Annotated in this window: 24 protein-coding genes and 1 pseudogene; 10 read left to right on the top strand and 15 right to left on the bottom strand. The window is 66.7% G+C overall.

What is annotated here, in order from left to right; translation table 11 throughout:
• The first annotated feature begins 145 nt into the window (after positions 1-145).
• Positions 146-994 carry an SDR family oxidoreductase gene (locus QX039_RS23305; RefSeq protein ID WP_315736148.1) on the top strand — a complete coding sequence of 283 codons (849 nt, stop codon included), beginning with the start codon at positions 146-148 and terminating at the stop codon, positions 992-994.
• Between the two features lie 408 nt (positions 995-1,402).
• Here the strand turns inward: QX039_RS23305 and QX039_RS23300 are convergent, their stop codons facing one another.
• The 4 genes from QX039_RS23300 to QX039_RS23285 form a co-directional block, all read right to left on the bottom strand.
• Positions 1,403-2,023, bottom strand: a complete 621-nt coding sequence (locus tag QX039_RS23300; protein WP_315737021.1) for a hypothetical protein — start codon at positions 2,021-2,023, stop codon at positions 1,403-1,405.
• A gap of 180 nt (positions 2,024-2,203) precedes the next feature.
• On the bottom strand, positions 2,204-2,470 hold the full coding sequence (locus tag QX039_RS23295) for a hypothetical protein (RefSeq protein WP_315772726.1): 267 nt from the start codon (positions 2,468-2,470) through the stop codon (positions 2,204-2,206).
• 84 nt (positions 2,471-2,554) lie between these two features.
• Positions 2,555-3,526 (bottom strand): nitronate monooxygenase, encoded by a 972-nt coding sequence (locus tag QX039_RS23290; protein ID WP_315736146.1) that lies wholly within the window; start codon positions 3,524-3,526, stop codon positions 2,555-2,557.
• Between the two features lie 56 nt (positions 3,527-3,582).
• On the bottom strand, positions 3,583-4,212 hold the full coding sequence (locus QX039_RS23285) for a hypothetical protein (protein ID WP_315758837.1): 630 nt from the start codon (positions 4,210-4,212) through the stop codon (positions 3,583-3,585).
• Between the two features lie 154 nt (positions 4,213-4,366).
• On the opposite strand from QX039_RS23285, the gene QX039_RS23280 reads away from it, so the two are divergent.
• Complete coding sequence (locus QX039_RS23280) at positions 4,367-5,929, top strand: AMP-binding protein (protein ID WP_315758838.1); 1,563 nt, start codon at positions 4,367-4,369, stop codon at positions 5,927-5,929.
• A gap of 1,254 nt (positions 5,930-7,183) precedes the next feature.
• Here the strand turns inward: QX039_RS23280 and QX039_RS23275 are convergent.
• Positions 7,184-8,191: a hypothetical protein gene (locus QX039_RS23275; RefSeq protein WP_315772725.1), complete on the bottom strand. Its 1,008-nt coding sequence runs from the start codon at positions 8,189-8,191 to the stop codon at positions 7,184-7,186.
• Between the two features lie 546 nt (positions 8,192-8,737).
• Positions 8,738-9,151: a DUF1801 domain-containing protein gene (locus QX039_RS23270; protein ID WP_315772724.1), complete on the bottom strand. Its 414-nt coding sequence runs from the start codon at positions 9,149-9,151 to the stop codon at positions 8,738-8,740.
• Positions 9,152-9,263: 112 nt separating this feature from the next.
• Here QX039_RS23270 and QX039_RS23265 point away from each other — a divergent pair.
• A pseudogene (locus QX039_RS23265) lies at positions 9,264-9,467 on the top strand (hypothetical protein); the annotation flags it as partial.
• Between the two features lie 249 nt (positions 9,468-9,716).
• Here the strand turns inward: QX039_RS23265 and QX039_RS23260 are convergent.
• Genes QX039_RS23260 through minC form a run of 4 tightly spaced genes read right to left on the bottom strand, consistent with a single transcriptional unit; the run spans position 9,717 to position 12,309 of the window.
• On the bottom strand, positions 9,717-10,490 hold the full coding sequence (locus QX039_RS23260; RefSeq protein ID WP_315772722.1) for a thioesterase family protein: 774 nt from the start codon (positions 10,488-10,490) through the stop codon (positions 9,717-9,719).
• A 21-nt stretch (positions 10,491-10,511) separates the two neighbouring features.
• Complete coding sequence (gene minE, locus QX039_RS23255; protein WP_315716282.1) at positions 10,512-10,787, bottom strand: cell division topological specificity factor MinE; 276 nt, start codon at positions 10,785-10,787, stop codon at positions 10,512-10,514.
• Positions 10,784-11,599, bottom strand: a complete 816-nt coding sequence (gene minD, locus QX039_RS23250) for a septum site-determining protein MinD (RefSeq protein ID WP_315736140.1) — start codon at positions 11,597-11,599, stop codon at positions 10,784-10,786. Before minD ends, minE begins: the two co-directional genes overlap by 4 nt.
• Positions 11,600-11,619: 20 nt before the next feature.
• On the bottom strand, positions 11,620-12,309 hold the full coding sequence (minC, locus tag QX039_RS23245) for a septum site-determining protein MinC (protein ID WP_409998135.1): 690 nt from the start codon (positions 12,307-12,309) through the stop codon (positions 11,620-11,622).
• Between the two features lie 524 nt (positions 12,310-12,833).
• Between minC and QX039_RS23240 the strand changes: the two genes are divergently transcribed.
• The 4 genes from QX039_RS23240 (at position 12,834) to QX039_RS23225 (ending at position 18,567) form a co-directional block, all read left to right on the top strand.
• Positions 12,834-13,463: a hypothetical protein gene (locus QX039_RS23240; protein WP_315772718.1), complete on the top strand. Its 630-nt coding sequence runs from the start codon at positions 12,834-12,836 to the stop codon at positions 13,461-13,463.
• A 45-nt stretch (positions 13,464-13,508) separates the two neighbouring features.
• Complete coding sequence (locus QX039_RS23235) at positions 13,509-15,119, top strand: ABC transporter substrate-binding protein (protein WP_315772717.1); 1,611 nt, start codon at positions 13,509-13,511, stop codon at positions 15,117-15,119.
• Between the two features lie 131 nt (positions 15,120-15,250).
• Positions 15,251-16,783, top strand: coding sequence for an ABC transporter substrate-binding protein (locus QX039_RS23230; protein ID WP_315772714.1), 1,533 nt, complete (start codon positions 15,251-15,253; stop codon positions 16,781-16,783).
• Positions 16,784-16,995: 212 nt separating this feature from the next.
• A complete protein-coding gene (locus tag QX039_RS23225; protein WP_315772712.1) occupies positions 16,996-18,567 on the top strand; it encodes an ABC transporter substrate-binding protein in 1,572 nt (523 codons plus the stop codon).
• Between the two features lie 81 nt (positions 18,568-18,648).
• On the opposite strand, the gene QX039_RS23220 is transcribed toward QX039_RS23225, so the two are convergent.
• The 5 genes from QX039_RS23220 to QX039_RS23200 all read right to left on the bottom strand — a co-directional run bounded on the left by QX039_RS23220 (position 18,649) and on the right by QX039_RS23200 (position 21,942).
• Complete coding sequence (locus tag QX039_RS23220; RefSeq protein WP_315772710.1) at positions 18,649-19,617, bottom strand: nitronate monooxygenase family protein; 969 nt, start codon at positions 19,615-19,617, stop codon at positions 18,649-18,651.
• Positions 19,618-19,758: 141 nt separating this feature from the next.
• A complete protein-coding gene (locus tag QX039_RS23215; protein WP_315772708.1) occupies positions 19,759-20,385 on the bottom strand; it encodes a hypothetical protein in 627 nt (208 codons plus the stop codon).
• Positions 20,385-20,966 carry a YqaA family protein gene (locus QX039_RS23210; RefSeq protein ID WP_315737020.1) on the bottom strand — a complete coding sequence of 194 codons (582 nt, stop codon included), beginning with the start codon at positions 20,964-20,966 and terminating at the stop codon, positions 20,385-20,387. Before QX039_RS23210 ends, QX039_RS23215 begins: the two co-directional genes overlap by 1 nt.
• A 69-nt stretch (positions 20,967-21,035) precedes the next feature.
• A complete protein-coding gene (gene hisE / locus QX039_RS23205; RefSeq protein WP_315736132.1) occupies positions 21,036-21,437 on the bottom strand; it encodes a phosphoribosyl-ATP diphosphatase in 402 nt (133 codons plus the stop codon).
• Positions 21,438-21,540: 103 nt separating this feature from the next.
• On the bottom strand, positions 21,541-21,942 hold the full coding sequence (locus QX039_RS23200) for a hypothetical protein (RefSeq protein WP_315716292.1): 402 nt from the start codon (positions 21,940-21,942) through the stop codon (positions 21,541-21,543).
• 276 nt (positions 21,943-22,218) lie between these two features.
• Here QX039_RS23200 and QX039_RS23195 point away from each other — a divergent pair, with 276 nt between their 5' ends.
• From QX039_RS23195 to QX039_RS23185, 3 genes are all read left to right on the top strand, one after another.
• A complete protein-coding gene (locus QX039_RS23195; RefSeq protein WP_315772706.1) occupies positions 22,219-23,283 on the top strand; it encodes an ABC transporter substrate-binding protein in 1,065 nt (354 codons plus the stop codon).
• An 88-nt stretch (positions 23,284-23,371) separates the two neighbouring features.
• A complete protein-coding gene (locus tag QX039_RS23190) occupies positions 23,372-25,162 on the top strand; it encodes a glucan ABC transporter ATP-binding protein/ permease (protein WP_315772704.1) in 1,791 nt (596 codons plus the stop codon).
• Positions 25,163-25,335: 173 nt separating this feature from the next.
• A complete protein-coding gene (locus QX039_RS23185; protein WP_315772703.1) occupies positions 25,336-26,751 on the top strand; it encodes a D-alanyl-D-alanine carboxypeptidase family protein in 1,416 nt (471 codons plus the stop codon).
• Positions 26,752-26,819: the final 68 nt, after the last annotated feature.

Below are 26,819 nucleotides of genomic sequence, written 5' to 3'. Positions count from 1 at the left end.
GACGGGAGCCATAACAAGGGCGGCAGGCCAGCACCGCCAGGGGCGCAGGCTGTGACCTCCGCACGCGTCATTTGAATTGCGCGGGCCACCCGGTGCCGGGTAACTCGAGGCTCGCTTCTTCGCGCCATCCGGGTGAACGGCATCCATGAACCTCTTCGTCATCGGCTTCGGCTACACCGCGCAGCGCTTCGTCGAACTGCACCGCGGCGCGTTCGCGCGCGTCGGCGGCACGGTGCGCGGCGCCGACAAGCGCGCGCAGCTGGCGCCTGATGACATCGACCTGTTCGACGGCACGGCGCCGGCCGCGACGCTGGCGAAAGCCGCGGGCGCCGACGTCGTGCTGATCTCGGTGCCTCCGGGAGCCGGCGACGACCCGGTGCTGGCCACGTTCGGCGACGCCATCACGGCAGGGCGCGCGCGCCGCGTAGTCTATCTCTCGACTGTCGGCGTCTATGGCGACCATCAGGGCGGCTGGATCGACGAGGACACGCCGCTGGCGCCTGAGCACGACCGGGTGCAGGCCCGGGTCCGCGTCGAGCAGGACTGGCGCGCGCGGATCGGCGACCGGCTCGCGGTGCTCCGGCTCGGCGGCATCTACGGGCCGGGCCGCAATGCGCTGGTCGAGCTGCGGGCCGGGCGGGCGCGGCGCATCGTCAAGCCGGGACAGGTGTTCAACCGCATCCATGTCGATGATGCGGCCAGCGCGATCATGGGCGCGATCCAGCGCGGGTCAGGCGGCGCCTGGAACATCGTCGACGACGAGCCTGCGCCGCCGCAGGACGTCATCGCCTATGCCGCTGCGTTGATGGGCATCGCCCCGCCGCCGGAACTTCCGTTCGACCGCGCCGAGCTGTCGCCGATGGCGCGGAGCTTCTATGCCAGCAACCGCCGCATCCGGAATGCGCGGGCCAAGCAGGAGCTCGGCGTCGGCTTCGCTTACCCGACCTATCGCGCCGGGCTCGACGCGCTGTGGGCCGCGGGCGAAGGGCGCTGACGCGAGATTTCTGGGGGCCGGGCGGGAGACCTTCTCGGCACCGACGATTGCAACGAACAGAGATTGTCATGCGGGTTTGACGTGACTGCACGTCGTGCGCCCCTCACACGACGGATGTTCGACGTGCAAGGCGATCAACCCATCAGCTGGCTGATGTTTCACGCTCGCGGCCGCGATCATCATTGCCGCCGGCGCGTTCCTGGCCTTCCTGCGCTCGCGACACAACCGCGAGATCGCGTCGGTGGCGCTCGAGGGCGACGGCCGCGCCCGCGTCGTCGCTGACCGGAGCCGGTGCCGAGAGCGGCGGGCATCCGGAGGCCAATCCGCCGGCGAGGTAAAAAATACCCCCTGGAAGCAAGAAGGCCGCGCAATGCGCGGCCTTCTCTGATGTTCACGCGGCCGGACCAATCAGATCGCGGCTGCGACCTTGTCGAGGCCGATGGTGCGCGCAAGCCGCCGCACTTCGTCCTTCTGGTCCTCGCGCAGCTGCCACAGCAGCGGCATCGCGGCCGACTTCAGCTGTTGCACCTCATCCGAATCCGGATCGATCGCCACCGCGCCCGGCTTCGCCGCGCCCTGGCGGCCGGCGTGGATCTTGCGGGCGACGGCGCGCAGCGCCGTCTCGACCGCCGGCCAATAATATTCCTGGCTCGACGACAGCCGCAGCCGCTCCTTGATGCCCGCGATCTGGCCGTCCGACAGCAACGAATAGGCCTTCTGCACCTCCGGCTTCAGCGGCGCCGGGGCCGGCTCGCTCCTGGCGAGAATCTTGGACTTCGGCACCACCGGCTCGGCAGCGACGACGGCCGACGCCTTCGCCATTTCCGGCTCGGACGGCGCATAGGCAAAGGCCTGACGCAGCGTCGCCTTCGACGGGGCACTCGGCTGCTGCACCTCGGGAGCCGCAAGTGTGACCATCGCCAGGCGGTCGCCCTTGGCTTCACGGTTGGAGATTGGGCTCTTCGCCACCACAGGCGGCATCATCGCACCGGCCGAAGGCACGCTGTCCCGCATCAGGACGCTTGTCACGGCCGCGCCTGCGATCAGCACGCCCAGCACAGCGACAAAAGCGATCGACTTCGTCACGCAATTCTCCGTATCCCGGCGGAAAGCCGCAGCTTGCCGAAAAGTGGGAGTTAATTAAGGCTTTACGATGCCACAGAAACACAGAGGCCACCATTCTGCCCTGTGAACATGACGGATATTTTTTTACGCCGCCGAAGACAGCTCGGCCGGCATCGGCAGGTCGTACGCGGCCTGGATGTCGGCGACGATGTCGGAGGCCTCCCAAAGCGCCGCCGGTTCCACCGAATGCAGGCTGATGGTCCAGTTCCCGCCGCGAGCGGTGCGGGGAACGCTCATGATGTCGAACTGGACGTTGCGGCACAGCGGATGCCGCTGCAAAGCATGCCCGACGCGGATCCGGATCTCCTCGAGCGTCGCCCGCTCCTTGTCCTGCCGTAGCCCGATGCCCATCGCACGATTCCGCCAAGTTCAAGCTCCGCGGATTGTGGGACCCGATGGTTAATGGTGCCTTAAGGACACACATCACGTTTTCTCTCATGATCGGAGGCCGCCCGCGCCGCCGTACTCATCAGCCGTGCGCGCGACCAGCACGGCGACCGACGGGATGTCGGTGACCCCCGAGGTCGCGTGCCCCGCGCTCCAGATGTCGCGCCAGCGTTTCGGCCGCGCCTCGCGCGCGGCGATGTCGATGTCGCTGCCGATCTCGATCGCGCCGCGCGCCGGCAACGCTTCGGGATCGAGCCCGGCCGCGACGATCGACGGCCGCAGCATGCTGGTCGGCAGGCCCGTGAAGGCCGAGGTGAGCAGCACGTCGTCGGCCGAGCTTGCCACCAGCATCGCCTTGTAGCGATCATCGGCCATGCTTTCGCGCGTGGCGATGAACTTCGTGCCCATATAAGCGAGATCGCAGCCGAGCACCTCGGCCGCCCGCAAGGCCACGCCGTCGCTGATGCCGCCCGCGAGCACGATCGGCCCGGCGAAGAACGCCCTGACCGCGCGCACGAAGGCGAACGGGTTGAGCCAGCCGGTCTGGCCACCCGCGCCGGCCGTGAGCAGCACCAGCCCATCGGCGCCGGCTTCCACGGCGCGCTCGGCATGACGGATCGAGGCGACGTCGGCCAACACCAGCGCGCCCGCATCATGCAAGGGCGCAACGACCTTCGCCGGCGAGCCGACCGATGTGATCACGATCTCCGGCCGGTGCCGCAATAGCACCGCGAGATCGTCCTTCAGCCGCGCGTTGGAGTGATGCACGATCAGATTCGGGCAGACCGGCGCAGTCGCCGCCCCGCTGGTATCGCTGCTGCGCGCAAGCCGATCCGCAATCCGGAACAGCCAGGCGTCGAGTTCGTCGGGGGTGCGGCAATTGACCGTCGGGAACGCGCCGATCACGCCGTTGGCGCAGGCCGCGCTCACCAGCTCGATTCCCGACACCAGAAACATCGGCGCTGCGATCAGCGGCAGGCGCAGCCGCGTCCGCAGCCCGGCCCATCGAGTCTCCCGCACGGCGCTTCCTCCCTGATCTCTGTTCGGCTCAGGGATAACGACGCAGCCGCATGCGATCAATCGTTGCCGAAGAAGCTGAAGCGCGGCCCCTCCATGCCGACCGGCTGCGCCGCATAGGCGCGGGGCGTCGTATCCTCGCGCACCGCCTGCTCGACGGCGCGCAGATCCTGCTCGCGGCGCTGGCGCCGGCGCTCGACATATTGCCGGTGCCGGTCGGCGCGGCGCTGCTCGACGACGCGCTTGCGCTCGGCCCCGCGCGCCTTCAGGTCCGCGTCCTGAACTTTTTCTGCGGCCTTCTCCTGGAGCTTGGCCTGGGCTTCGTCGGACGTGGTGGCCGGGGTGGTGGCCGCCACCGCAGAAGCCGCGGGCGCAGCGTTCGCGTCCGGTGCAGCCGCCTGCTGCGACGGCGCGGGACTGGCCGAGGCCGACGTCGCAGGCGCCGTCTCGGCTGCTGCAGGCGACACCTTGATCGGCGTCGTCGCAGCCGCCTGCGTCGCCGCAAGATACGCGGTGGCGGTCGGACTTGGCGACGGCGCGTCCGGTCCGGAGCGCTCGAGCTTGGTCGATTCCATCACCGGCGATCGCGGATGCATGCCCTCGGCCAGAATGAGCCCACCGCCGAGACCAGCCGCGACGGCGATGGCGACCGTTCCGGCTCCTGCAAAAAAGGCTGTCGAGGTGCGCATGGCCTTGCTCCTTATTCTTCGGCCGGGCAACGCGGGGCGCGCTGCGATGTTCCGGGAACGGCAGAGCGCGCCTTGAGCGCGAGGCACTTTCTGATAGCGTCGGCAACAAGCCATGCGACGCAACAACGATCGCGGCCTCCCGGGAGGACGTTCCATGAGCCATCAGCTTCACACGTTTCCAGTCGTCTGCGAGCAGACCCTGCTCACCCTGTCGCGTCACCCCTCGCGCACCGCTTTCAGCTGGCCCGGCGGATCGCTGTCGTATCAGGGCGCGATCGACCTGATCGGGCGCATGCAGAGCGTGTTCATGCGCCTCGGCCTTTCGCCGGGAACACGTGTCGCATTGCTCACCGCGAACCGCGCCGATACCTGGTGCGCCGGCACGGCGGCACAGCTGTCGCGGCTCGCCATCACCTGGCTGCATCCGCTCGGATCGCTGGAGGACCAGCTGTTCCAACTGTCGGATTCGGAATCGCAGGTGCTGGTGATCGATGCGGCAGCGTTCCGCGACCGCGGCGGCGAGCTCGCCGCGCGCGCCGACGGCCTCCGTCACGTGTTCACGCTGGGGCAGGCCGGCTATGGCGTTGACCTGCTCGCCGCAATCGAGCAGGCCGGCCACGCCACCGCACGCAATTTCGCCACGCCCGACGACATCGCGACCCTGAACTACACCGGCGGCACCACCGGAAAGTCGAAGGGCGCGCTGCGCCATCACCGCGAGTATGGCGGCTTCGCCACCGCGATCCTCGCCGATTTCGAGATTCCGGAGCGTGCGCGCTACCTGACGGTGGCGCCGATCAGCCATGTCGCCGGCACCAAGGTGCTGCCGACCCTGATGCGCGGCGGCACCGTGCACATGCTGAAGGGATTCGATCCCGAGGCCGTACTGGCGACCATCGCCCGCGAGCGCATCGACTTCACTTTGTTCGTTCCAACCATGATCTACGTGCTGCTGGATCATCCCTCGCTCGGCAAGACCGATCTCTCCTCGCTCGAGCTCGTGCTGTACGGCGCCTCGGCGATGTCGCCGACGCGGCTCGTCGAGGGGATCGAGCGCATCGGCCCGGTGTTCTCGCAGCTCTACGGCCAGACCGAATGCTATCCCGTCTCGGTGCTGCGCAAGGCCGATCATGATCCGAAGCAGCCGGAGCTGTTCCTGTCCTGCGGCTTCCCGATCGCGGCCTGCGAGGTCAAAATCCTCGACGACGACGATCGGGAGGTCGCGCAGGGCGAAGCCGGCGAGATCTGCGTGCGCGCGCCGCATGTGATGGCGGAGTATTGGAAGCGGCCGGACACCACGGCGGAAACGTTGAAGAACGGCTGGCTGCACACCGGCGACATCGCTCGCCGCGACGAGCGCGGCTACATGTACATTCTCGACCGCAAGAAGGACATGATCGTCTCCGGCGGCTTCAACATCTTCCCGCGCGAGATCGAGGACGTGCTGACGCAGCACGCCGACGTCGCGATGTGCGCGGTGGTGGGCGTGCCCGACGACAAATGGGGCGAGGCCGTCACCGCGATCGTGGTGCCCCGCGCCGGCGCGCAGATCGACGCTGCCGAGCTGATCGAGCTCGTGAAGGCGCGCAAGGGCTCGGCCCATGCGCCCAAGAGCATCTCGTTCGTCAAGGAGCTGCCGATGACCGGCGTCGGCAAGGTCGACAAGAAGGTGCTGCGCGCACGGTTCTGGGAGGGCCGCGGGCGGATGGTGGGGTAGCGGCATCATCAGCTCCCTCGATCGCCACCGTCATTGCGAGGCGCTCTTGCGCCGAAGCAATCCAGGGCCGCGGATGAGGCCCTGGATTGCTTCGCTCCGCTCGCAACGACGGCAATCCAGACTCGCGGCTTTGCAATGCCGATGGAAGCTCTCGCCCGTAGCCGCCGCGCTCCGCTATCGTCCCGGGCAAGCGAAGCGCGACCCGGGATCCATAACCACAGGGCAGCGTCGTAAGCGCTGACGTCGCGACCCGCGTGCCTCGACCATCGTCCTGTGATCATGGGTCCCGGCGTTCGCCGGGACGACAGCCTTTGTGTGGCGCGATACTCGCCTGCGATCCGCTGTCTCCAAACACCACTGAATGCGTTGCCCCCATTGCAGACATGACATTGCTGCCTCGCGGCGCATCTGCGTCCGAGTCTTGCTGGTGTCGTTCCCCTCCAACCCACGGAGGGTGCAGGGAAGGCCAGGCCTCGACCGAGGCCTGCGGTCCGCGTGCAGCAAAAAAGCACGCGGCAGAACCACAGGTTCGGCCGGATAGACCCGGCCTTCCCTGCGCGATGGCTTTACGATTTATACGCAGTCTCCTCGGTGACCGGCTTGTTTGCCACCGTGGCGACAACGCGTTTCACGCGTTGCGCGGACCTCAGCGTCGGGAGGCCAGGACCCTGCGACTTCACCGTCCGCGACGTGGCGTACGTCGGCATGCCCAAAGCATGCTGCGCCCCATCGCGGCCACCGCATCCCACCCCAACGCATCGTGACGTTCGCGAAGCGCCCCTCGTCAGTGAAGCGGGATGCGGAGAAGAGACCATGGATTTCGGAAAATTCAAAGTCGAATATTTTTCGCTCCGCATCTGGACAGCCCAAATCAGCTTGATCGCGCGAGCGAATTTCGTCTTTGCGCGCGCCGCTGCGGACGCCCGACCTGCGCCGGAAGGTATCGATGGGGAAGCAAGCCTGCTCGTCGGCCAAATCAACCTCGCTGCGGCACAACGAATCCCACGCGACGCGCAACAGAGGGCCCAACGTAAAGCCGGTCTGCACTCCGACCCGCTGTCGTGCCGAACAAGCGAAGCCGGACGATGTGCAGGCATCGGCGCGTTCGCGCGACCCAGGACCGATACCACAGGACGTGGCGAGCCCAGATGCATCAACGCGCGTGCCTCGAATATGGCCCTGGGGTTATGGGTCCCGGCGTTCGCCGGGACGACACTGATTTTGTCGAACGAGCGTCCGGACACGACAACCATCTCACAACGCCGCGAACGCAGCGCGCGACGGTGCGAGCGGCAACCAGTCCGGGATGCGGCGCTTGGCGAGCCAGTACGGTCGCCACAGCCTGCGCCAGGTGGCGAGATCGAGCGGGGCCTGGCGCCATTTGATCCTGCCCGTCTCGATCTGCGGCAGGTCGTGCAGGTGCAGCCACCGCCGTGCGATCCACCACAGCTCGCGCGGCGCGGCGGCATTCCCGGGGCCTTCGAGCTGGACGATGTTGAGCAACGGATCATGACAGTGGAGCCCGGTCTCCAACGTCGCGACGCGCTCGCCATTGCGCCAGACGCTCCACAGCCGCGAGCGGTTATGGGCGATGTCGTCATCATAGGTGCGGACGCAGTTGCGCATGACGACCGCTTCCTCGACGATGGCCGGGATGTCATCGAGCGGCCTGAATTCGTAATCACCCACACGGCCCGGGTTGAGCCACATGTTGCGGATCGGCCGCTGACCGATGTTGAGGTGCAGCGTCGTGTTCGCTCGCCAGGCGAAGGCGGCTGTCCGTGCGGCGTCGAGCTTCATGGCCGGAGTCCACGGCCGTTCGATGAGCTCGCGGCCGAAGCAGCCGGGCTGTCCCGAGAACCAGATCCACAGACCGAGCAGATGCATGTGATCGCGCTTCGGCGCCCGCAGATACTCGCGAGCGATCCAGACGGCGGCGGCCTCATGCGCCAGCGCCGCCATCTCCGCCACGAGCTGCAGCCAGGTCGGCATCAGCTTCGGCGAGCGCGGCAAATGGTTGCCGATCTGCCGCCGGAACAGCTCGCCGTTTGGCAATGGTGGGATCGGACGGACGAACGCCTCCGGTGGCAGCTTGCGCAGCCAGAGCGGCAGACCGGCCGCGGCCGCCGCCTCGGCCAGCGGACGCCCCGCGATCACGCACGCGATCGCCCGCTCCGGATCGACATCCGGGCGCGGCACCGCCAGCGCGAACAGCAGCGCCGGAAAGCTGAGCGCGAGGTCGGCGAGATGAGGATGTCGCATCGCGCATGCGCGCACGCGGGATTGCAGACGAGACGAATAGCGCCGCAGCCGGCGTTCGCGCAGGTCGGAACGCTCCGGCTCCCGGCGGGGAGTCAGCAAGAGATTTGATGTCATGACACGACGGTTCAAGCGCAGGCCACGAGGGCCGCGGGCTTTCGATGAGATGCGAAAGGGTCAAATCATGGCCGGGACAATCATCCCGGTCGGCTGCGTCAATGATCGCGCAGCGAGCCCGGGAAGCGCGTGAGTCTGGACATCGTCGCCTCCTGCGTTGAAGTTGGGATGCGCTGAACTAGCGCGTTTCTCGGCAGAGCGCAACCATGGCCGCCGCCTCCTCCCACCTCGATGCACACGGGTCATCGTTGCGAAAGGTTGTCGGCGACCGGCACACCGCCGTCGCGAGCCCCCGAAACGACGACGCGATCCAGGCCTTCCAGACAGATGATTCGACTTGGCCCTGGATTGCTTCGCTGCGCTCGCGACGACGTGGTGAGTGAGCAGCGACCTGGATCGTTGATACTGACTGCGCGGAGCGATGCACCAGCCCTAGCGCTTCCCCTTCGTCATGTTCAGCGCCACCGCGGCGCGGATCAGCGCCATGAACGCCGTCTCATCGATCACGTCGCCTTCATGAAGGTCGATGGCGCGGCGGGTGTTGCCGTCGAGGCTGGCGTTGAAGATGCCGGAAGGGTCCGGCAGCGATGCACCCTTGGCGAAGGTCAGCTTCACCGCGGCCTTGTAGGTCTCGCCGGTGCAGACGATGCCGGCATGCGACCATACGGGAACGCCGCGCCACTTCCACTCTTCGACGATATCGGGATCGGCCCGTTTGATCAGACCGCGGACGTAGCTGAGCGTGACGCCGCGCCAATCCCCGAGCTCCTTGATCCGGGCGTCGATCAGCTCCGACGGAGACTGGCTCCCCTCGCCGACGCTCGTAGCCTTCGTTGGTTTCGCCATGACGCTTGTTCCCATCCACCTGCTTGTCGTTTCACCTGTGTGTAGTCCGCGTCGTAGTTATACGACCATCTTGGCCTGCTCAAGTTTAGAGCAATATTGATAACTCCACGGCCAAGCGGCACAGTGCACCAACGAGGTGTCGTCCAACATCACCGAGGTGCAGCACGACGCCAGCGAAACCGGCTCGGCCTCGTCCCAGGTGCTGTCGGCGGCGCAGTCGCTGCGGGCGGCGCAAGAGCGAAATCGTTCGTCGTTGAACTCGTTCACTCGCGACAACGGCAGTGTGTTCCCTCTCCCGCTTGCGGGGGAGGGCTAGAGAGGGGCCGCTCCAGCGGCGGTGTGCGTGGCGTCCCTTCTCCAACTCTCCCCCGCAAGCGGGGGAGAGGGCGCAGCGGAGCTTGGCGCGGGGTTGATCGGTTCACCGGAAACGAAGCAGGCAACTGCCGATCACCGGCCCAACTCAATAACACCTCGCCGCGGCGCGCCGTTGGAAACGAGGCAGCGCCGGTGCGGTGATCAGTTCGCCAACTCGCTGTGAACGCAATCCGGACGGCTGACCGCCCCCTCACCGCTTCTCGATCACGAGGCTCTGCACCACGCGGCCGAAATAGCCCCTGACATCACCCAGCCGCGCCATCGCCAGACCGGCACCGTCCGGGCCGACCCAGCTTTCGGCGTCGAGCAGGATCCAGTCGCCGACCGGCTCGCGGGCCATGTTCACGGTGAGGTCGGCGTTGAGAAAGGTGTAGCTGTGGAAGTCGAGCGCAGCGGAGGTGCCGTTGCAGAAGTCGCTCGCGACCACGGCGCGCATCGCCTGCGACACGGCGTGGCCTTCGACCAGCGGCCAGTCGACGCGGTACCAGATCGCGCCGGGTCCCTTGACGCCGAACCGGCCGCGCGCGGCGCGCAGGGTCATGCCGCGCACGAACGGGCTGGTCGAGAAATCCGCAGGCTCCGGCAGCGCATCGTCAGGACCGACCAGATCGACCGGCAGCTCGCGGACATCGTCCGGAAGCGGCACGGCATCCTGCCTGATCTTGAGCACCGTCGCCGTGACCACCACCGTATCGCCGGCGCGCAGCCGCACCGCGCAGAGCTGGATTTTGCGGCCCTCGCGCAGCACCTCGGTCTCGATGAGGAGCTCTGCGAGCGGCACAGGGCGCATCAGGTCGATGGTGACGCGGGCGATGCGCATCGGCGACGTCGTCGGAATGCGCTCGGCAGCCCACACGGCCAGCGCCGACGGCGCAGACCCGTGTTGCATCGTCGGATCCCACGGTCCCGCAGCATCGGAGCTGACGGCGACCCGATTGTCCGCGATGCGGAAGATCGGCCGCATCAGCGCGCGCCTCGCCACGTCTCAGCCGGCGCTGGCAAAGGCGCGGTCGGCGCCATTGGGCAGTTCGATGTCGACCTCGAGCGTCGAGACATGCTTTCCCCGATCCATGCGAACGATGACCTTGTCCGGATCGAGTACCACATGGCGCGAAACCACGGCGAGGATTTCCTCGCGCAGCTGCATCAGGAGATCGGGCTGTCCGCGCAGGCTGCGCTCATGCGCGAGCAGGATCTGCAGCCGCTCCCGCGCGACAGGCGCGGAGGCCGCACGCCCCGTAAAGAGCCGCAGCACGCTCATGCAGCCCTCCGTCCCAAGAGCAGATTCATCAGGCCCTTGCGCTCGGTCGGGATCTGCATCTCGACCTCCTCGCCGAGGAGGCGGCGCATCGCATCGTGATAGGCGCGCGCGGGGGCGCTCGCGGGGCTGTTGAGCGTCACGGGACAGCCGACGTTGGAAGCGCGCAGCACGTCCTGGCTCTCCGGCACGATGCCGAGCAGCGGCGTCGCGAGAATCTCCAGCACATCCTCGATCGACAGCATCTCGCCGCGCGCGGCGCGGCCGGCATCATAGCGCGTGATGAGAATGTGCTTCTCGACGCGCTCGCCGTTCTCGGCGCGCACCGTCTTGGAATCGAGCATGCCGATGATGCGGTCGGAATCGCGCACCGACGACACCTCCGGATTGGTGACGATGACCGCCTCGTCGGCATAGCGCATCGCCAGCATGGCGCCGCGCTCGATGCCGGCCGGGCTGTCGCAGATCACCCAGTCGAACGTCTTGCGCAATTCGGCGATGACGCGGCCGACGCCGTCCTCGGTGAGCGCGTCCTTGTCCTTGGTCTGCGAGGCCGGCAGCAGCCACAGATTTTCCAGCCGCTTGTCGCGGATCAGGGCTTGCGGCAGCTTGGCGACGCCGTGCACGACGTTGATGAGATCGAACACGACGCGGCGCTCGGCGCCCATGACCAGATCGAGATTGCGCAGGCCGACGTCGAAATCGACGACGACGACCTTCTCGCCGGCCTGCGCCAGCGCCGCGCCCATCGCCGCCGTCGTGGTGGTCTTGCCGACGCCACCCTTGCCCGACGTCACTACGAGTACTTTCGACATGTCACGGATCCTCCTGCTACTCAGTTCAATGCAACGATCTTCATGGAATGACCTTCGAGCCGCGCCTGCGCGGCCCGGCCGCGCAACGCGGCGTCGATCTGCTCGGCCGTCTGGTAGTAGCCGTCGATCGCGACCAGCTCGGCCTCGATCTTCTGGCAGTAGATGCGCGCCGCCGCGTTGCCGTTGATGCCGGCCATCGCGCGGCCGCGCAGCGCGCCATAGACGTGGATCGAGCCGCCGGCGACGATCTCGGCGCCCGACGACACCGCGCCGAGCACGGTGACGTCGCCGTCGGGAAACACGATCGACTGGCCGGAGCGCACGGGCTGGTCGAGCAAGAGCGACGTCGGCTGCTGCAGCGACGGCTTCTCCGGCTCGATCTCCTGCACGGCGCAATGACGGCCGCCGGACAACAAGGGGGGCATGCCGAGCGACAGCCGGCCCTGCTCGACGCCTTCGAGCCCGAGCACGCGGATGTTGCGCGACTCGATGCTCTTGATGAGGTGCGTGATGGCGAGCGGGCTCAGGTCCACCGCGGAGAGATCGAGCACGATCGGCTTGCCAACGAAGAAGCCGGGCGAGCCCGCGAGCGTTGCATCGAGCTCGCTGAGCCAATCGGCAATCGGCACCACCGGCGAAAACACGAAGGCTACGTAGGAGCGCCCGCGCAGACGAATAACAGGACGCACCGTTTCAGCGCTGGCACTCATGACCATCCGACCCAACCTTCTTAGTGATTGGTTAACTGTCGGCGCCAGATGGTTAACGGATGGTTAAATCGACGCTAAGCCGCTCAAAAATCGACAGCGGCCCGCCCGACATAGTTCGATGATGATCGAATCAAGGCGCAATCTTGGCATCAATGAGACGCAATTCATGAGCATCTGCGTCAAGACCTATCATGCCTCATTTTAATCACATCATGATGATAACTTTAACGTACATATAATTCGGAACCGACGACTTTAGGAGGTTCCGATCGATTGACACTCGTCAGGGGGCGGGGCATGGGATCGATAGAGGCGCCCAAGGCACGGCAAACGTGCCACGGCGCCTTGCAGGAAGGGACCGCTGGCGTGCGATCGTTGATCGACGCGAAACGTCTGATTCTGCTGATGATTCCGTGTGGACTGAAGTGGCAGACCAGCTCCCGCTCTTCGTTTGAAACTAGCTCTCATACGAACCGTGGCAGAAGCGTATCAGTTTCCGGAATCGAGCGTCAGAGGAGTAGCGTATGAGTTCGTTGAGTGAACAGAATCCGATGAACCCGCAGGACCCGCTGCACTACGCACCGCGGTGGCTGCGCGAACGTCCGGAAGCCGCGCGTCTATCTCTCGTCGGTGACAATGCCAAGGCAGCGGAGGCGGCCGAGCGTCCCGCTTCGGGACAGCAAGGACCGCTCGATGCTCGCCTGGAGACCGCCGTGTTCGAATCCCTTCGTCAGTCGCTGAATCCGCAGGTCATGCGCGAGCCGCCGGATCTGGAGCGCGAGCGCGACCGCCGCTCGGTCGTGTTCAAGGTGGCTGGCCGCTTCGCCGCCGCAACCGGCGTCGCCGCCGTCGTCGCGCTGTTCTTCGTCAACATCGTGCCGGTGTGGCGCCAGCCCGACGCGAGCTCGTCCTTCGTCGCCGCCGTGCAGTCGATGAAGACGCTGCCGCCGGTCGCCGCCGACGTGCAGGACGCCAAGGCGGACCAGACCAGCGCGCTGCCGGAGCGGGTCGAGCCGCAGGCTCCCGCGCTGTCGCAGTTCAAGTCGCTGCTCGCGGACGCGCCGACGGCAGAGGCCGACACTCCCGAAAAGCCCATGCTGCAGCAGTTCATGCAGTGGAACCAGAAGACGGGTCAGATGGAGCGGGTTCGCTAAACCCTCTACACGACTGATCCGACTTCCAACACATCACAGGCGACGATGATCGACGTCCTACCGCAGAAAGCGGCAGCACGCCGTCCGCTGGCTCATGCCCGTGTGGCAGCCATCCTGCTCGCGTCCCTCGTGGCCGGCGAGGCCGTTGCTGCGCCCGGCGAGAATGTGAGCGTGGCGCGCCAGCTCGGCGGCCGCGTCGGCCCGATCATTGGCGCCGCGCTCGCGTGCCGCGACATCGCCCGGCCGCGCATCCAGGCCATCATCGAGAAATTCCAGCTCGTCATCCGCGAGGCCGCCTCCAGCGAGGCCGACCGTGACGAGCTGACGCGCCTGCTCGACCGCTACGTGGCCGAAGGTCGCGGCCTCGTCACGTCAGGCCGGATGGATTGCGGCGGCGCCGATCGGCAGCTTGCCGATCTCGAACGGTCCATCGCCGCGCCGCCTCCGTCGCGCGCGAACCTGCCCGCCGTGAGCATCGGACCTGCGACCGCGCAGGCCGCGACCGTACCGGCGCAACTGCTGCCGCCGGCCGGCAACGTGCGCGGAGTGACGCAGAGCGAGATCAAGCTCGGCATGGTCATTCCCTACAGCGGACCGGTGAAGGAGAGCGGGCGGCTGCTCAAGATCGGCGTCGAGGCGGCGTTCAATCGCGCCAACGAGGCCGGCGGCGTCAACGGCCGCATGCTGAAGCTCGTCACCGCCGATGACGGCTACGATCCCGCGCGCACGCTGGATGCGATGAAGCTGCTCTACGAGAAGGAGCAGGTGTTCGGCTATATCAGCAATTTCGGCTCGGCCACCGCCGCGGTCGCCATCCCCTACGCGCTCGAGCGCCGCACGCTGTTCTTCGCGCCCTATACCGGCGCCAACGTCGTGCGCCACGATCCGCCCGACCGCTACGTCTTCAACTACCGGCCGAGCTATGCCGAGGAGACCGACGCGCTGGTCCATTATCTCGTGAAGATGCGAAGGCTGCATCCGCGCCAGATCGTCGTGTTCGCGCAGAACGACGCGTTCGGCGACGCGGGCTTCGCCGGCGTGGCCAAGGCGTTCCGCACGCTCGGCGCCAGCGACAATTCGATCGTGCGGGTCAACTACCCGCGCAACACGGTCGAGGTCGACGACGCCATCAATCAGTTGAAGCTGCTGAAGACCCCGGTCAAGGCGGTGGTGATGCTGGCGACGACGCGCGCCGCGGCCAAATTCATCGAGAAGGCCCAAGGCGTATTTCCGGGCGTCATCTTCGCCAACATCTCCGCGGTCGCGGGCTCGGCGCTCGCCAGCGAGCTGATGCTGCTCGGACCGCGCTACGCCGAGGGCGTGATCGTCAGCCAGACCGTGCCCGGCGTCTCCGGCTATTCGAGCCTGGTGCTCGAATACAAGAACGCACTTGCGAAATACGCCCCGGGCGAGCCGGCCGACTACACCTCGCTCGAGGGCTACATCGCCGCGAGCATCCTGATCGAGGGACTGAAGCGCGCCGGTCCGAACTTCGATACCGAGCAACTGGTCGAAACGCTCGAGAACATGCGCAACATCGATCTCGGCCTCGGCACGCAGCTCGGCTTCGGCCGCGCCGAACACCAGGCTTCGCACAAGATCTGGGGCACAGCGCTGGACGACAGCGGCATCTATCAACCCGTCGAACTTGAATAGGATACCGCTAGAGGCAAGACAGCCTCAACTACCACGACAAAAGAGCGACAGTGAAACCCGACATTAATTCGAAATGCCACGAATAGTAGAACGAAGAGGGTTGGAAACAAGCTGAGCAGGTGGAAGGTTCGATGGCCGTGCGTTGGTCCGCGTTGATCATCGGGAGTGTTTTCGCAGCTCCCTTGAGCCCCGCTTTGGCGGCGGCTCCCGACGTCGTCCGGGAGCTTGGCGGCCGGGTTGGGCCGATCGTGGGACAGGCGTCCGCCTGCCCGGACATCGCGCAGGGCCGGGTCCAGAGCATCGTCGACAAATTCCGCGAAGCCATCCGCCAGGCGACGAGCAATGACGGCGAGCGCGATCAGCTGACCCGCAGCTTCAATGGCTACATCGCCGAGGGCCGTAGTCGTACGGGCGCCTCGCAGGCGACCTGCGCCGCCGCGGAGCGGCAACTGACGGAGCTCGAACGCTCGCTCGGCCAGCCGGCTGCGGCGACGGCCCCGATCACACCCGTCAAGGCCGAAGCGACGACTGGCGCCGTCACCGCGGGCCCCGTGCGCGGCATCACCGATCGTGAGATCCGCTTCGGCATGGTCCTGCCGTTCTCCGGCATCCGCAAGGAGACCGGGCGTCAGATGCGCCAGGGCATCGAGGCCGCGTTCGCACGCACCAACGATGCCGGCGGCGTCAACGGGCGCATGCTCCGTCTCGTGGCGGCCGACGACGGCTACGATCCGAACCGCACGCTGGCGGCAATGACGCAACTCTACGACAAGGAGCAGGTGTTCGGCTTCATCGGCAACGTCGGCACCGCCAACTCGCAGGCGGCGATCCCCTATGCGCTGGAGCGGCGCACGCTGTTCTTTGCGCCGAACACCGGCGCAGCAGTGGTGCGACGCGATCCGCCGGATCGCTACGTCTTCAACTATCGGGCGAGCTACGCCGAGGAGACGGCCGCGCTGGTGCGCTACCTGATCAAGATGAAGCGCGTCTCGCCCAAGCAGATCGCCGTGTTCACCCAGCAGGACCCATTCGGCGACGACGGCTTTGCCGGTGTCGCGAAGGCCTACCGACAGTTGAACCTCGGCGAGGCCGTGACGCGCATCAACTATCCGCGCGCGACGATGGACGTGGAAGAGGCGGTCAATCAGGTCAAGGCGCACAAGCCGGGACTCAAGGCGGTCATCATGGTGGCGACCGATCGCGCCGCCGCGAAATTCATCGAGAAGACGCGCGACGCGGTGCCGGGCCTGATCTACGCCAACGTGTCCGCCGTCGGCTCGACCTCGCTCGCGACCGAGCTGAAGCTGCTCGGTCCGCGCTTCACCAACGGCGTCATCGTCACTCAGGGCGTGCCGGCGGTTTCGGGCTATTCGAGCCTCGTGCTCGACTACAAGAACGCCCTGGCCAAATACGCGCCTGGCGAGGCGCCGGACTACACGTCTCTCGAAGGCTATATCGCGGCGACGATTTTGATCCAGGCGCTGAAGCAGACCAGCCCGCTCGACACCGAGCGCCTGGTCGACACGCTCGAATCGATGCGCAGCCTCGATCTCGGCCTCGGCACGACGCTCGCATTTGGACGCGCGGAGCACCAGGCCTCACACAAGATCTGGGGCACCGCCCTCGACGAAACCGGCACGTATCAGGCAATCGAACTTGAGTAGAATTAGCTTCGAAGGGGAAGAACTGGTGAAGACGTTTCGTTAGCAGGTCCTAAAGTATGATCGGAAAAAGGCGTGTCGGGTTACCGAAATGGTCATGCTCTTAGGAAAGGCTGGTCTGTGCATGGTGACGGTCTTATGTCTTCTCCGTCGCAGACACGGCGTCAATTCACCAGGCGGAAGACCTGGATGGGGTCCAAAGTGGGATAGTGGCAATGAACTTTCGTTGTAGCGTGTTCTTGGTTGCGGCATTGCTCGCAACGCCCGCCAGCGCGGCGGGCACCAATGCGGATGTGGTGCGTAATCTTGCGAGCCGGGTCGGGCCGATCGTGGGAGCAGCATCCGCCTGTCAGGCGATCGACCAGGGCCGCGTTCAGGCCATTGTCGACAAGTTTCGCGAGGTGATCCGGGAGGCCTCCACCGGCGGCTCGGATCGTGACGAGCTCACCCGCGTCTTCAACGGCTACGTCGCCGATGGACGCAACCGCGTGGGGGCGGCGCAGACCGACTGTAACGCCGCGGGCCGCCAGCTCGCCGAGCTCGAGCGCTCGCTCGGGCAGAGCGCGCCGAGCCAGACCGCCACCAGCCTCGCCGGGGTGATCGCCCCGTCCGCGGCCGTGGCTGCGACGGCACCGACCGCGACGCTGCCGCCAGCGTCCACCACCAACGTGCAGGGCGTCACCGCCAACGAGATCCGCTTCGGCATCGCCGCTCCGTTCTCGGGCGCTGCCAAGGAACTCGGCCGGCAGATGAAGATGGGCATCGAGGCCGCCTTCAACCGCGCCAACGACACCGGCGGCATCGCCGGGCGCTCGTTGCGGCTCTATTCGGCCGACGACGGCTACGAGCCGTCGCGGACGCTGGACGCGATGAAGCAGCTCTACGAGAAGGACAAGGTGTTCGGCTTCGTCGGCAATGTCGGCACCCCGACCTCTGCCGTGGCGATGCCCTACGCCCTGCAGCGCCGCGTGCTGTTCTACGGCGCGTTCACCGGCGCCAACCTCCTGCGCAACGATCCGCCGGATCGCTACGTGTTCAACTATCGCGCCAGCTACGCCGAAGAGACCGACACCGTCGTTCGCTATCTGGTCAAGCTGCGCCGCCTGCCGGCCAAGGACATCGCCGTGTTCGCGCAGCAGGACGCCTATGGTGACGCCGGCTTCTCCGGTGTGGCCAAGGCCTTCCGCTCGCTCGGCCTTGCCGACACGGCCATCTTGCGCCTCAACTACAAGCGCAACACGGTCGACGTCGACGACGCGGTCAACCAGCTGCGGGCATTGAAGAACCCGCCCAAGGCGATCGTCATGGTCGCAACCTATCGCGCAGCCGCGAAGTTCATCGAGAAGACGCGCGATCTGTTCCCGCACATGATCTACACCAACGTCTCCTTCGTCGGCTCGACCGAGCTCTCGGACGAGCTGATGCTGCTCGGTCCTCGCTATGCCAGCGGCGTCATCGTCACCCAGGTGGTGCCGGCCGTCGGCGGCTATTCGAGCGCCGTGCTCGAGTACAAGAGCGCGCTCGAGAAGTACTTCCCGGGCGAGGCACCGTCCTACGTGTCGTTCGAAGGCTACGTCTCGGCCAACGTGCTGGTCCAGGCGCTGCGCCGGGTCGGCCCGCAGCTCGACACCGAGGCGCTGATCGACACGCTGGAAAACATGCGCGACATCGATCTCGGTCTTGGCGCCAAGCTCGGCTTCGGCCGCGCCGAGCACCAGGCCTCGCACAAGATCTGGGGCACGGCGCTCGACGAGCGCGGCAAGTTCCAGGCGATCGAGCTGGAATAGCCCGTCCGCTTGTTGCGGCCGCAACAAAAAAGCGCGACAGCCCTGGCTGCCGCGCTTTTCTTTTGTCCGTCGCGGAGCCGCTTAGAGCGGCGGATCGATCGCCTCGTCATATTCCTTCTTGAAGCGCGCGATCAGCTCGGCGGCGGGCAGCACGTCCTTGATGGCGCCGATGCCCTGCCCCGAGCCCCAGATCTCCTTCCACGCCTTCGGCTTGGCGCGCTCGCCCGAAGCATCGGTGCCGAAGCTCATCTTCGACGGATCAGAGGTCGGGAGATTGTCCGGATCGAGGCCGGCTGCGACGATCGACGGCTTCAGGTAGTTGCCGTGCACGCCGGTGAACAGGTTCGAATAGACGATGTCGTCGGCGCCCGAGCTGGTGATCATCTGCTTGTAGCCTTCGACCGCATTCGCCTCCTTGGTGGCGATGAAGGCCGAGCCGATATAGGCGAAGTCGGCGCCGAGCACGCGCGCGGCACGGATGGCGCGGCCGTTCCCGATCGCGCCCGACAGAGCGATCGGGCCATCGAACCAGCTCCGCGTCTCCGCCACGAAGGCAAACGGCGAGATCGTGCCGGCATGTCCACCGGCGCCCGCCGCGACCAGGATCAAGCCGTCGGCGCCCTTCTCGATCGCCTTGTGCGCGAAGGTCTGGTTGATGACGTCGTGGAAGACGATGCCGCCCCAGCCGTGCGCCGCCTGGTTCAGCTCCTCGCGCGCGCCGAGCGAGGTGATCATCATCGGCACCTTGTACTTCTCGCACAGCGCGAGATCCTGCTCGAGCCGGTTGTTGGAGCGATGCACGATCTGGTTGACGGCGAACGGCGCCGACGGGCGTTCCGGATGCGCGCGATCATAGGCGGCGAGCTCCTCGGTGATGCGCGCCAGCCATTCGTCGAGCAGCGCGGCCGGCCGCGCGTTGAGCGCCGGAAACGAACCGACCACGCCGGCCTTGCACTGCGCGATCACCAGGTCGGGCACGGAGATGATGAACAGCGGCGAGCCGATCACCGGGATCGACAGGCGGCCCTTGAACAAGGCGGGCATGGACATGGATGGGAATTCCTCTTCGTGAAATGCGGAAACGCTCGTGATCGCGAGCATGCCCGACATCATGCCGTGATGGCAATTCGCTCGCAGAGGGACCGGAAAAGCCCGATCAGGGTCTTGCGTTGAGGCGCTGGCGTGCCGGCGTCATTGGCAGAGCGCCGAGGTCACGTAGGTGTCGGTGCGGCAATCGCCCGGCTTGCGCTGGCGACCGGGGATCAGCACCCTCGCCGAGCAGGTCTCCGCGGAATCGGTGTTGAGGCTCTTGCCTTCCTTGTAACCCTTGCCCTGGCACAGCCTGTCGGCGCCGAGCTTGCAATCCGGCGTGGCGTTGGCGGCGATCGGACAGACGATGCGGCCGGAGATCATGGTCGACGGCTTGGCCAGCCGCGAGAGCGTGTCACTGGTCTCCTTCAGCACACTCGGTGCAGCGTCGCCGCCGTTCGGGGCAGCCGGCCGGTCGGCCTGCCGCGGCGGGCCTGCGGGAGCGCCGGCCGTCTCGCCTTCGTTCGCGGGCGGCTCCGGCGTGGCCTCCGGACGCTTCAGCGGAATGATCGCCATCTTCTCGAACAGCTTGCCGAACTCCTCCACCAGACCCGGACTGGAGGACGGCGGTGCCGGCTGGACGGCAGGCGCCTGCTGCGGCGGCTGTTGCGGCGCTTCTCGCAGCCCCAAGGAAGGCGTCGTTTGCGCCCATGCCGCGGCGGCAGAGAGAACCGAGACGACGACGAGCAGCGCCGCCGCTGCCCCCGGCCCCGGGCGCAGCGGCCGCATCAGATCAGCTTCACGGCGACGACGAAGCCGGCCACCAGCACGGCCGCGCCGATCGCCACCCACAGGCCGAGATGCTTCTCGATGCGCACCCTGATCCATTCGCCATAGCGGTTGAGCAATATCGCGGCGATGAAGAAGCGGCCGCCGCGCGCGATGATCGAGCAGACGATGAACAGAAACAGATTATAGCCGGCGAAGCCCGACGTGATCGTGACCAGCTTGTAGGGGATCGGCGTCAATCCCTTCACCAGAATGATGACGGCGCCCCACTCGGCATAGGAGGCACGGAACGCCTCGACCTTGTCGCCGAGGCCGTAGAGCTGGATCAGCCAATGGCCGAGCGAGTCGTAGAGCAGCGCGCCGATGGCGTAGCCGACCAAGCCGCCCGCCACCGACGCCGCGGTGCAGACGCCGGCGAACAGCCAGGCCCGCTGCGGCTTCGCCAGCGACATCGGGATCAGCATCACATCCGGCGGCACCGGAAAGAACGAGCTTTCAGCGAAGGCAACCGCGGCCATGATCCACATGGCATGCGGCTTGTGGGCGGCGTCGATACACCAGTCGTAGATCCGTCTGAGCATGGTGGCGATGAAGCAAACCGGGCAGGATTTGTCCATGGCCCATATGCCGGTCCGAATCGGAGCGCCACACTAGTGCCGCTTGCGGATGGTCCGGCTTTCGGCCGCGACGATCGGTCGCCCCGCCACCCGTCCGGGCGCGGCCTTGGCGACCTTCACCGGCGATTTCGGCAGCTTCTCGGCGATGCCGAGCATCAGCTCGCGCCGTTCCATCTCGCGCCAGACGTCCTCGGGCTGGACATCGAGCTCGGCCCATAGCACGGCCAGATTGTAGATCAGGTCGGCGCTTTCGCGCACCACGGCCTGGGCGTCGCCGCCGACGGCATCGATCGCAACCTCGATGGCCTCTTCGGCGAGCTTTTTGGCCATCTTGGCCGTGCCCTGCTGCATCAGCTTGGCCGTGCGCGATCGCGCGGGATCGAGATCCCTGGCCGCCAGGACAGCGCGATAGAGCCGCTCGATCGAATCAGTCATCCTGCCACAATAGTTAAATTCGATGGTCCGCATATTAACGTTCGCGGCGGGCAAGAAAAAATCCGCCGGCGCGGGGCCGGCGGATCGTCTATTCGATCTCACATCACCAATGCGGGTGATGATAATAGCCGCCACCGTAATAGGGGCCGCCGCCGTAATACTGATAGCGCGGTCCGTAGCCGTAATAGGCCGGCCGGCCATAGTAATAGTTGTCCTCGTAGTAGGAACGGCGGTTCTGCGTCGCCGCGATGGCAAGTCCGGTGCCGACGATGCCGGCGAACGCCGCCGCAGCCGCCGCGCCGCCGTTGCCGCGATAGTGGCGCCGGCGCGCGCTGACATCGGTCAGGCCGCCATCATTGGCCGTCTTGGCGACGACACCCTTCTCGGCCGGCGCGGAGCCGGCAAAGGCGAGTGTCGGCTGCACGGCCGTCAAAGTCACCGCGGCCACCGTCGCCAGGACGGTAGCACGGCCAAAGCGTGAAAAACTTCCGCGCTGTGCGATCATGTGGATCCTCCGTACGATCTAATCTCGCGTACCAACTCGCGAACTGCGTCCACAGTTCCCCTCGCGAAACCCGAAGTCGAAGCCGCAAATCGCCGCAGGCCTTGCTCATGGACCGTTCACATTCGATCCGACATGATCAGGCACCGCCGGCCCCGAGCGGCAGCGACACAGCGACATTGTCACGAAATTGACATATCGATCCCGCGACGGCCGGCGAACTGATTAGAATACCGGCGTGACAAGACCGGTACGGCCTGCGAATACCGGCGTGACATGATGTGCATGCGACGACCCGTCACCCTGCTTGCTTTGGCGCGCTTGGCGCTCCTGGCGGCCTTCGTGGTGCCCGCGTGGCTGTCAGATCACGAGGCCCTCGCAGAGGAGCCGAAACGTCCGGTCGCCGTCATGTTCACACTGGATCGGCCGCTCGATGGCAGCACGGCGCCGCTGGTCCTCGCCGCCAGCCGAGGGCTGTTCGCCACCGAGGGCGTGACGGTCACCATCACCACGGCCAAGGGCTCTCCCGATGCGATCGCGCGGGTAGCCTCCGGTGAGGCCGACATGGCGCTCGCCGACATCAACGAGCTGATCCGCTATCGCGACGTCTCCAACAGCCAGCCGGTCAAGGCCGTATTCGTGCTGTTCAACGAGGCGCCTTACGCGATCATCGCGCGCAGGAGCCGCGGCATCAACGGGCTCGGCGACATCGAAGGCAAGACGCTCGGCGTCGCCGAGGGCGATCTCTCGATTCGGCTGTGGCCGGCGGTCGCGCGGCACAACCATCTCAGGCCCGAGACCATCAAGCTGTCGCGTGTCGGCGCGGCCGTGCGCGAGCCGATCCTGTCGGCCGGCCAGGTCGATGCCGTCAGCGGCTTTTCCTATTTGTCGGCCCTCAATCTGCGCGACCGCGGCGTGCCTGCCGCCGATCTCGCGGTGCTGCGCTTCGCCGATTACGGCTGCGAGGCCTATGGCCATGCGGTGATCGTCAATCCCGGCTTTGCGGCCAAGCAGCCGGCTGCGGTGAAGGGATTCCTGCGCGCGCTGACGTCTGGCCTGCAGCTTGCCATCAAGGACCCTGCCGGCGCGATCGCCGACGTGGTGAGCCGGATGGATGACGGCTCGCGCGAGCTCGAGCTGCAGCGGCTGCAGAGCGTGCTCGTCGACAACGTGCTGACGCCGGACGTCCGCCGCGACGGCATCGGCGGCATCGATCCCGCCCGGTTCGAGCGGGCCCTCGACCAGCTCGCCGAGGACAGCAAATTCCACCACAAGCGCCCGCAACCCGCCGACATCTTCGATGACAGCTTCCTGCCGCCCGCCGACAGCCGGCTCGTCAACTGAGCGCTCGCCGCGGCGGCCGTTCCCTTGCTAACATGGCGCCGCGCGCACCCAGCGCTGGTTCCAACTGTCGACACGAAGCGCCCCGCCCATGTCCCTGCTCCGTATCTATGCCCGCGTGCTCCATCTGCTCGGAAAGGAGGCGCGGCTGGGCTGGTTTCTGGCGATCGCCAACCTGGCCCTCGCGGTGGCACAGTTCGCCGAGCCGGTGCTGTTCGGACGCATTGTCGACTCGCTCTCCGGCAACGCCTCGACCAGCACCGCCTGGCCGCTGCTCGCGGCCTGGGCCGGATTCGGCCTGTTCACGATTTTGGCCAGCGCCTGGGTCGCGCTGCAGGCCGACCGGCTGGCGCACCGGCAGCGCCATGCGGTGCTGACGAGCTATTTCGAGCACATTTTGCAGCTGCCGCTGACGTTCCATTCCGGCACCCATTCCGGCCGGCTGATGAAGGTGATGATCAACGGCACCGACGCGCTGTGGAAGCTGTGGCTGTCGTTCTTCCGCGAGCACTTCGCCGCCATCATGTCGGTGCTGGTGCTGCTGCCGCTGTCGCTCTATCTGAACTGGCGGCTCGCGATCCTCTTGTTCGTGCTGTGCGTGGTGTTCACGGTGCTGACGACGCTGGTGGTGCGCAAGACCTACGGCATGCAGAGCGAGGTCGAAGAGCACTACAGCGACCTGTCGGCGCGCGCCTCCGATGCGCTCGGCAACGTCGCGCTGGTGCAGAGCTTCGTGCGCATCGAAGCCGAGGTGCAGGGCCTGCGCAACGTCGCCGGCCAGTTGCTCTCGGTGCAGATGCCGGTGCTCGGCTGGTGGGCGCTGGTGACGGTGATCACGCGCGCCTCCACCACCATCACGGTGCTGGCAATCTTCACCCTCGGCATCGCGCTGCATCAGCAGGGACTGAGCTCGGTCGGCGAGATCGTGATGTTCGTGTCGTTCGCGACCATGCTGATCCAGAAGCTCGAGCAGGTCGTGTCCTTCATCAACAACGTGTTCATGGAAGCGCCCCGGCTGGCCGAGTTCTTCACCGTGCTCGACGCCGTGCCGGCGGTGCGCGACCGCCCCGATGCGATCGACGTCGGCCGGCTCTCGGGCCTGGTCGAATTCAACGATGTGTCGTTCTCCTATGACGGCAAGCGGCCGGCGGTGGAGGACCTCACCTTCACCGCGCTGCCCGGCCAGACCATCGCGCTGGTCGGGCCGACCGGCGCCGGAAAGTCGACCGCGATTGCGCTCCTGCATCGCGCCTTCGATCCGCAATCCGGCTTCATCAAGATCGACGGCATGGATGTCCGCGGATTGAAGCTTGCGGCCCTGCGCCGGAACATCGGCGTCGTGTTCCAGGAGGCGCTGCTGTTCAATCGCTCGATCCGCGAGAACCTCTTGGTCGGCAAGCCCGATGCGACCGAGGAGGAGATTCGCACCGCCGCCGCGCGCGCCCAGGCGCTCGACTTCATCGACCGCGCCGAGCAGGGCTTCGATACCAATGCCGGCGAGCGCGGCCGCATGCTGTCTGGCGGCGAGCGCCAGCGGCTCTCGATCGCGCGTGCGCTCTTGAAGGATCCGCCGATCCTGATTCTCGACGAGGCGACCTCCGCGCTCGATGCCGTCACCGAGGCCAAGCTCAACGCGGCGCTCGACGAGGTGATGAAGGGACGCACGACCTTCGTGATCGCGCACCGGCTCTCGACCATCCGCAACGCGACGCGAATCCTCGTGTTCGAGAACGGACGCGTGATCGAAAGCGGAACGTTCGATGAACTCGTCGCCAAGGGCGGCCACTTCGCGGAACTGGCGAAGGCCCAGTTCATGGTGCAGGAGAGCGCGCGCGCGACTCTCGCAGCGTCCGAGAGCGACGGCACCATCGTCAAGACCTGATCGCGGGACGCTTTCATCGTGGAATTGAATGGCTGGCCTCTGTTCGCCAGCGTCGAGCCGGTATAGGTTCGCGGCCTGCCGCAACCGAAGCGGCGCCGGACACGCTTGAAACCCGAAAGCCCGCTTGCCCACCTCGCCGCGCGAGGCGGGTCTCAAAGGACCGGACCAGACCAGTGCAGACGCTTCGCCTGTTGTTCCGCTACGCCCCGATCAAGATCATCGCTCTCGCTGCCGCTCTCGTGCTCGCGCCCCGCTGGGCCAGCGCCGAGGCGCTGCTGCTCGTCGAAGCCGATACCGGCAAGGTGCTGGAAGCGCAGAACGCGACCTATCCATGGTATCCCGCGTCGGTCACCAAGCTGATGACAGCCTATGTCACCTTGAAGGCGGTCAAGGACGGCAGGATCACACTTGACACGCTGTTCACGGTCTCACCGGCCGCGGCATCACAGTCGCCGTCGAAGATGGGCTATCGGCCCGGCACGCAGGTCACCGTCGACAACGCGCTGAAGATGATGCTGGTGAAGTCCGCCAACGACATGGCGGTGGTGCTGGCCGAAGGCGTCGGCGGCTCCATCGACGGCTTCTCGGCGATGATGAACGACACCGCTCGCAAGCTCGGCATGACCCAGACCAGCTACGTCAATCCGAACGGACTGCCGGCCGACGGCCAGATCACCTCGGCGCGTGATCTCGCGATCCTGGCGCGCGCCATCATCCGCGATCTTCCCGAGTACGAATACTTCGTGCACATCCCGTCGATCCGCTACGGCCGCCGCGTCGTGCAGAACTTCAACAAGCTGATCGGGCGCTATCCCGGCGCCGACGGCTTCAAGACCGGCTTCATCTGCGCTTCGGGCTACAATCTGGTGGCGTCGGCGACCCGCAACGGCAAGCGCCTGATCGCGGTGGTGCTCGGCGCCTCCTCGGGACAGATGCGCGCCGTGCGCGCGATCCAGATGCTGGACCGCGGCTTCAACGGCAACCAGTTGAGCTGGCTGAAATCGCCGCTCGGCACAGTCGATCAGCTGGCCCCCGTCGACGCGACACCGCCCAACCTGCGCGACGACATGTGCAACGGCCGCCGCCACCGACCAGCCAGCGACGACGACGAGGACACCGTTGCCGGCGCGGACGGCGAAGCGACCGGCGGCACCCTGCTCGCCGGCCTGCAGACGCCGACCATGAAGCCGTCCGAGCTGCTGGCGGCGGCGCCCGTCCCGTCCGAGCCGGTGCTGGTCTACACCGGCCCGACGCGCACCGGCGCGGCGCTGATCGCCGCCGTCGCCGCCGATGCCGACGCTCAGACCCCGGCCAGACACCGCGGCAAGAAGGCGCATGCCGCCGCGCGGAAGGATGCCAAGCCGGCGACCCGGACCGCCGCCAAGACCGATGCGGATGCGAAGGCCGCGGCGAAGCCGGAGGCCAAACCGGCGGAGGCCAAGCCGGGCGCGGCACGCCACGTCGCCGCCAAGCACGATGCCGGCGCAAAACCGGCGGAAAAGACCGGCTCCGACGCGCCCAAGCCCGCCAAGCCCAAGGCCGCCGCAAAGCCGAAGACGGCCGGCAAGCCCGCGCCGAAGGACGGCTGATCCGGCGCGGCCCATAGGGCCGCAGCCGACTGGGCCCAGCCTCCGCCCGGCCTCCTTACCCTGCCGCT

The organism is Bradyrhizobium sp. SZCCHNR1043 (assembly GCF_032489675.1).
Lineage (GTDB): Bacteria > Pseudomonadota > Alphaproteobacteria > Rhizobiales > Xanthobacteraceae > Bradyrhizobium.
Note: the sequence above shows the minus strand (reverse complement) of the source record. Positions and strands in the feature narration are given on the sequence as shown.

Excerpts from the sequence above, each read along its gene's own strand:
- minD (WP_315736140.1), bottom strand. The coding sequence starts at position 11,599 with ATGTCGAAAGTACTCGTAGTGACGTCGGGCAAGGGTGGCGTCGGCAAG.
- minC (WP_409998135.1), bottom strand. The coding sequence starts at position 12,309 with ATGAGTGCCAGCGCTGAAACGGTGCGTCCTGTTATTCGTCTGCGCGGG.
- QX039_RS23305 (WP_315736148.1), top strand. The coding sequence starts at position 146 with ATGAACCTCTTCGTCATCGGCTTCGGCTACACCGCGCAGCGCTTCGTC.
- QX039_RS23260 (WP_315772722.1), bottom strand. The coding sequence starts at position 10,490 with ATGCGGCCGATCTTCCGCATCGCGGACAATCGGGTCGCCGTCAGCTCC.
- QX039_RS23240 (WP_315772718.1), top strand. The coding sequence starts at position 12,834 with ATGAGTTCGTTGAGTGAACAGAATCCGATGAACCCGCAGGACCCGCTG.
- QX039_RS23190 (WP_315772704.1), top strand. The coding sequence starts at position 23,372 with ATGTCCCTGCTCCGTATCTATGCCCGCGTGCTCCATCTGCTCGGAAAG.
- QX039_RS23230 (WP_315772714.1), top strand. The coding sequence starts at position 15,251 with ATGGCCGTGCGTTGGTCCGCGTTGATCATCGGGAGTGTTTTCGCAGCT.
- QX039_RS23285 (WP_315758837.1), bottom strand. The coding sequence starts at position 4,212 with ATGCGCACCTCGACAGCCTTTTTTGCAGGAGCCGGAACGGTCGCCATC.
- QX039_RS23225 (WP_315772712.1), top strand. The coding sequence starts at position 16,996 with ATGAACTTTCGTTGTAGCGTGTTCTTGGTTGCGGCATTGCTCGCAACG.
- QX039_RS23270 (WP_315772724.1), bottom strand. The coding sequence starts at position 9,151 with ATGGCGAAACCAACGAAGGCTACGAGCGTCGGCGAGGGGAGCCAGTCT.
- QX039_RS23295 (WP_315772726.1), bottom strand. The coding sequence starts at position 2,470 with ATGGGCATCGGGCTACGGCAGGACAAGGAGCGGGCGACGCTCGAGGAG.
- QX039_RS23200 (WP_315716292.1), bottom strand. The coding sequence starts at position 21,942 with ATGATCGCACAGCGCGGAAGTTTTTCACGCTTTGGCCGTGCTACCGTC.
- QX039_RS23220 (WP_315772710.1), bottom strand. The coding sequence starts at position 19,617 with ATGTCCATGCCCGCCTTGTTCAAGGGCCGCCTGTCGATCCCGGTGATC.
- QX039_RS23210 (WP_315737020.1), bottom strand. The coding sequence starts at position 20,966 with ATGCTCAGACGGATCTACGACTGGTGTATCGACGCCGCCCACAAGCCG.
- minE (WP_315716282.1), bottom strand. The coding sequence starts at position 10,787 with ATGAGCGTGCTGCGGCTCTTTACGGGGCGTGCGGCCTCCGCGCCTGTC.
- QX039_RS23280 (WP_315758838.1), top strand. The coding sequence starts at position 4,367 with ATGAGCCATCAGCTTCACACGTTTCCAGTCGTCTGCGAGCAGACCCTG.
- QX039_RS23215 (WP_315772708.1), bottom strand. The coding sequence starts at position 20,385 with ATGCGGCCGCTGCGCCCGGGGCCGGGGGCAGCGGCGGCGCTGCTCGTC.
- hisE (WP_315736132.1), bottom strand. The coding sequence starts at position 21,437 with ATGACTGATTCGATCGAGCGGCTCTATCGCGCTGTCCTGGCGGCCAGG.
- QX039_RS23275 (WP_315772725.1), bottom strand. The coding sequence starts at position 8,191 with ATGCGACATCCTCATCTCGCCGACCTCGCGCTCAGCTTTCCGGCGCTG.
- QX039_RS23235 (WP_315772717.1), top strand. The coding sequence starts at position 13,509 with ATGATCGACGTCCTACCGCAGAAAGCGGCAGCACGCCGTCCGCTGGCT.
- QX039_RS23195 (WP_315772706.1), top strand. The coding sequence starts at position 22,219 with ATGTGCATGCGACGACCCGTCACCCTGCTTGCTTTGGCGCGCTTGGCG.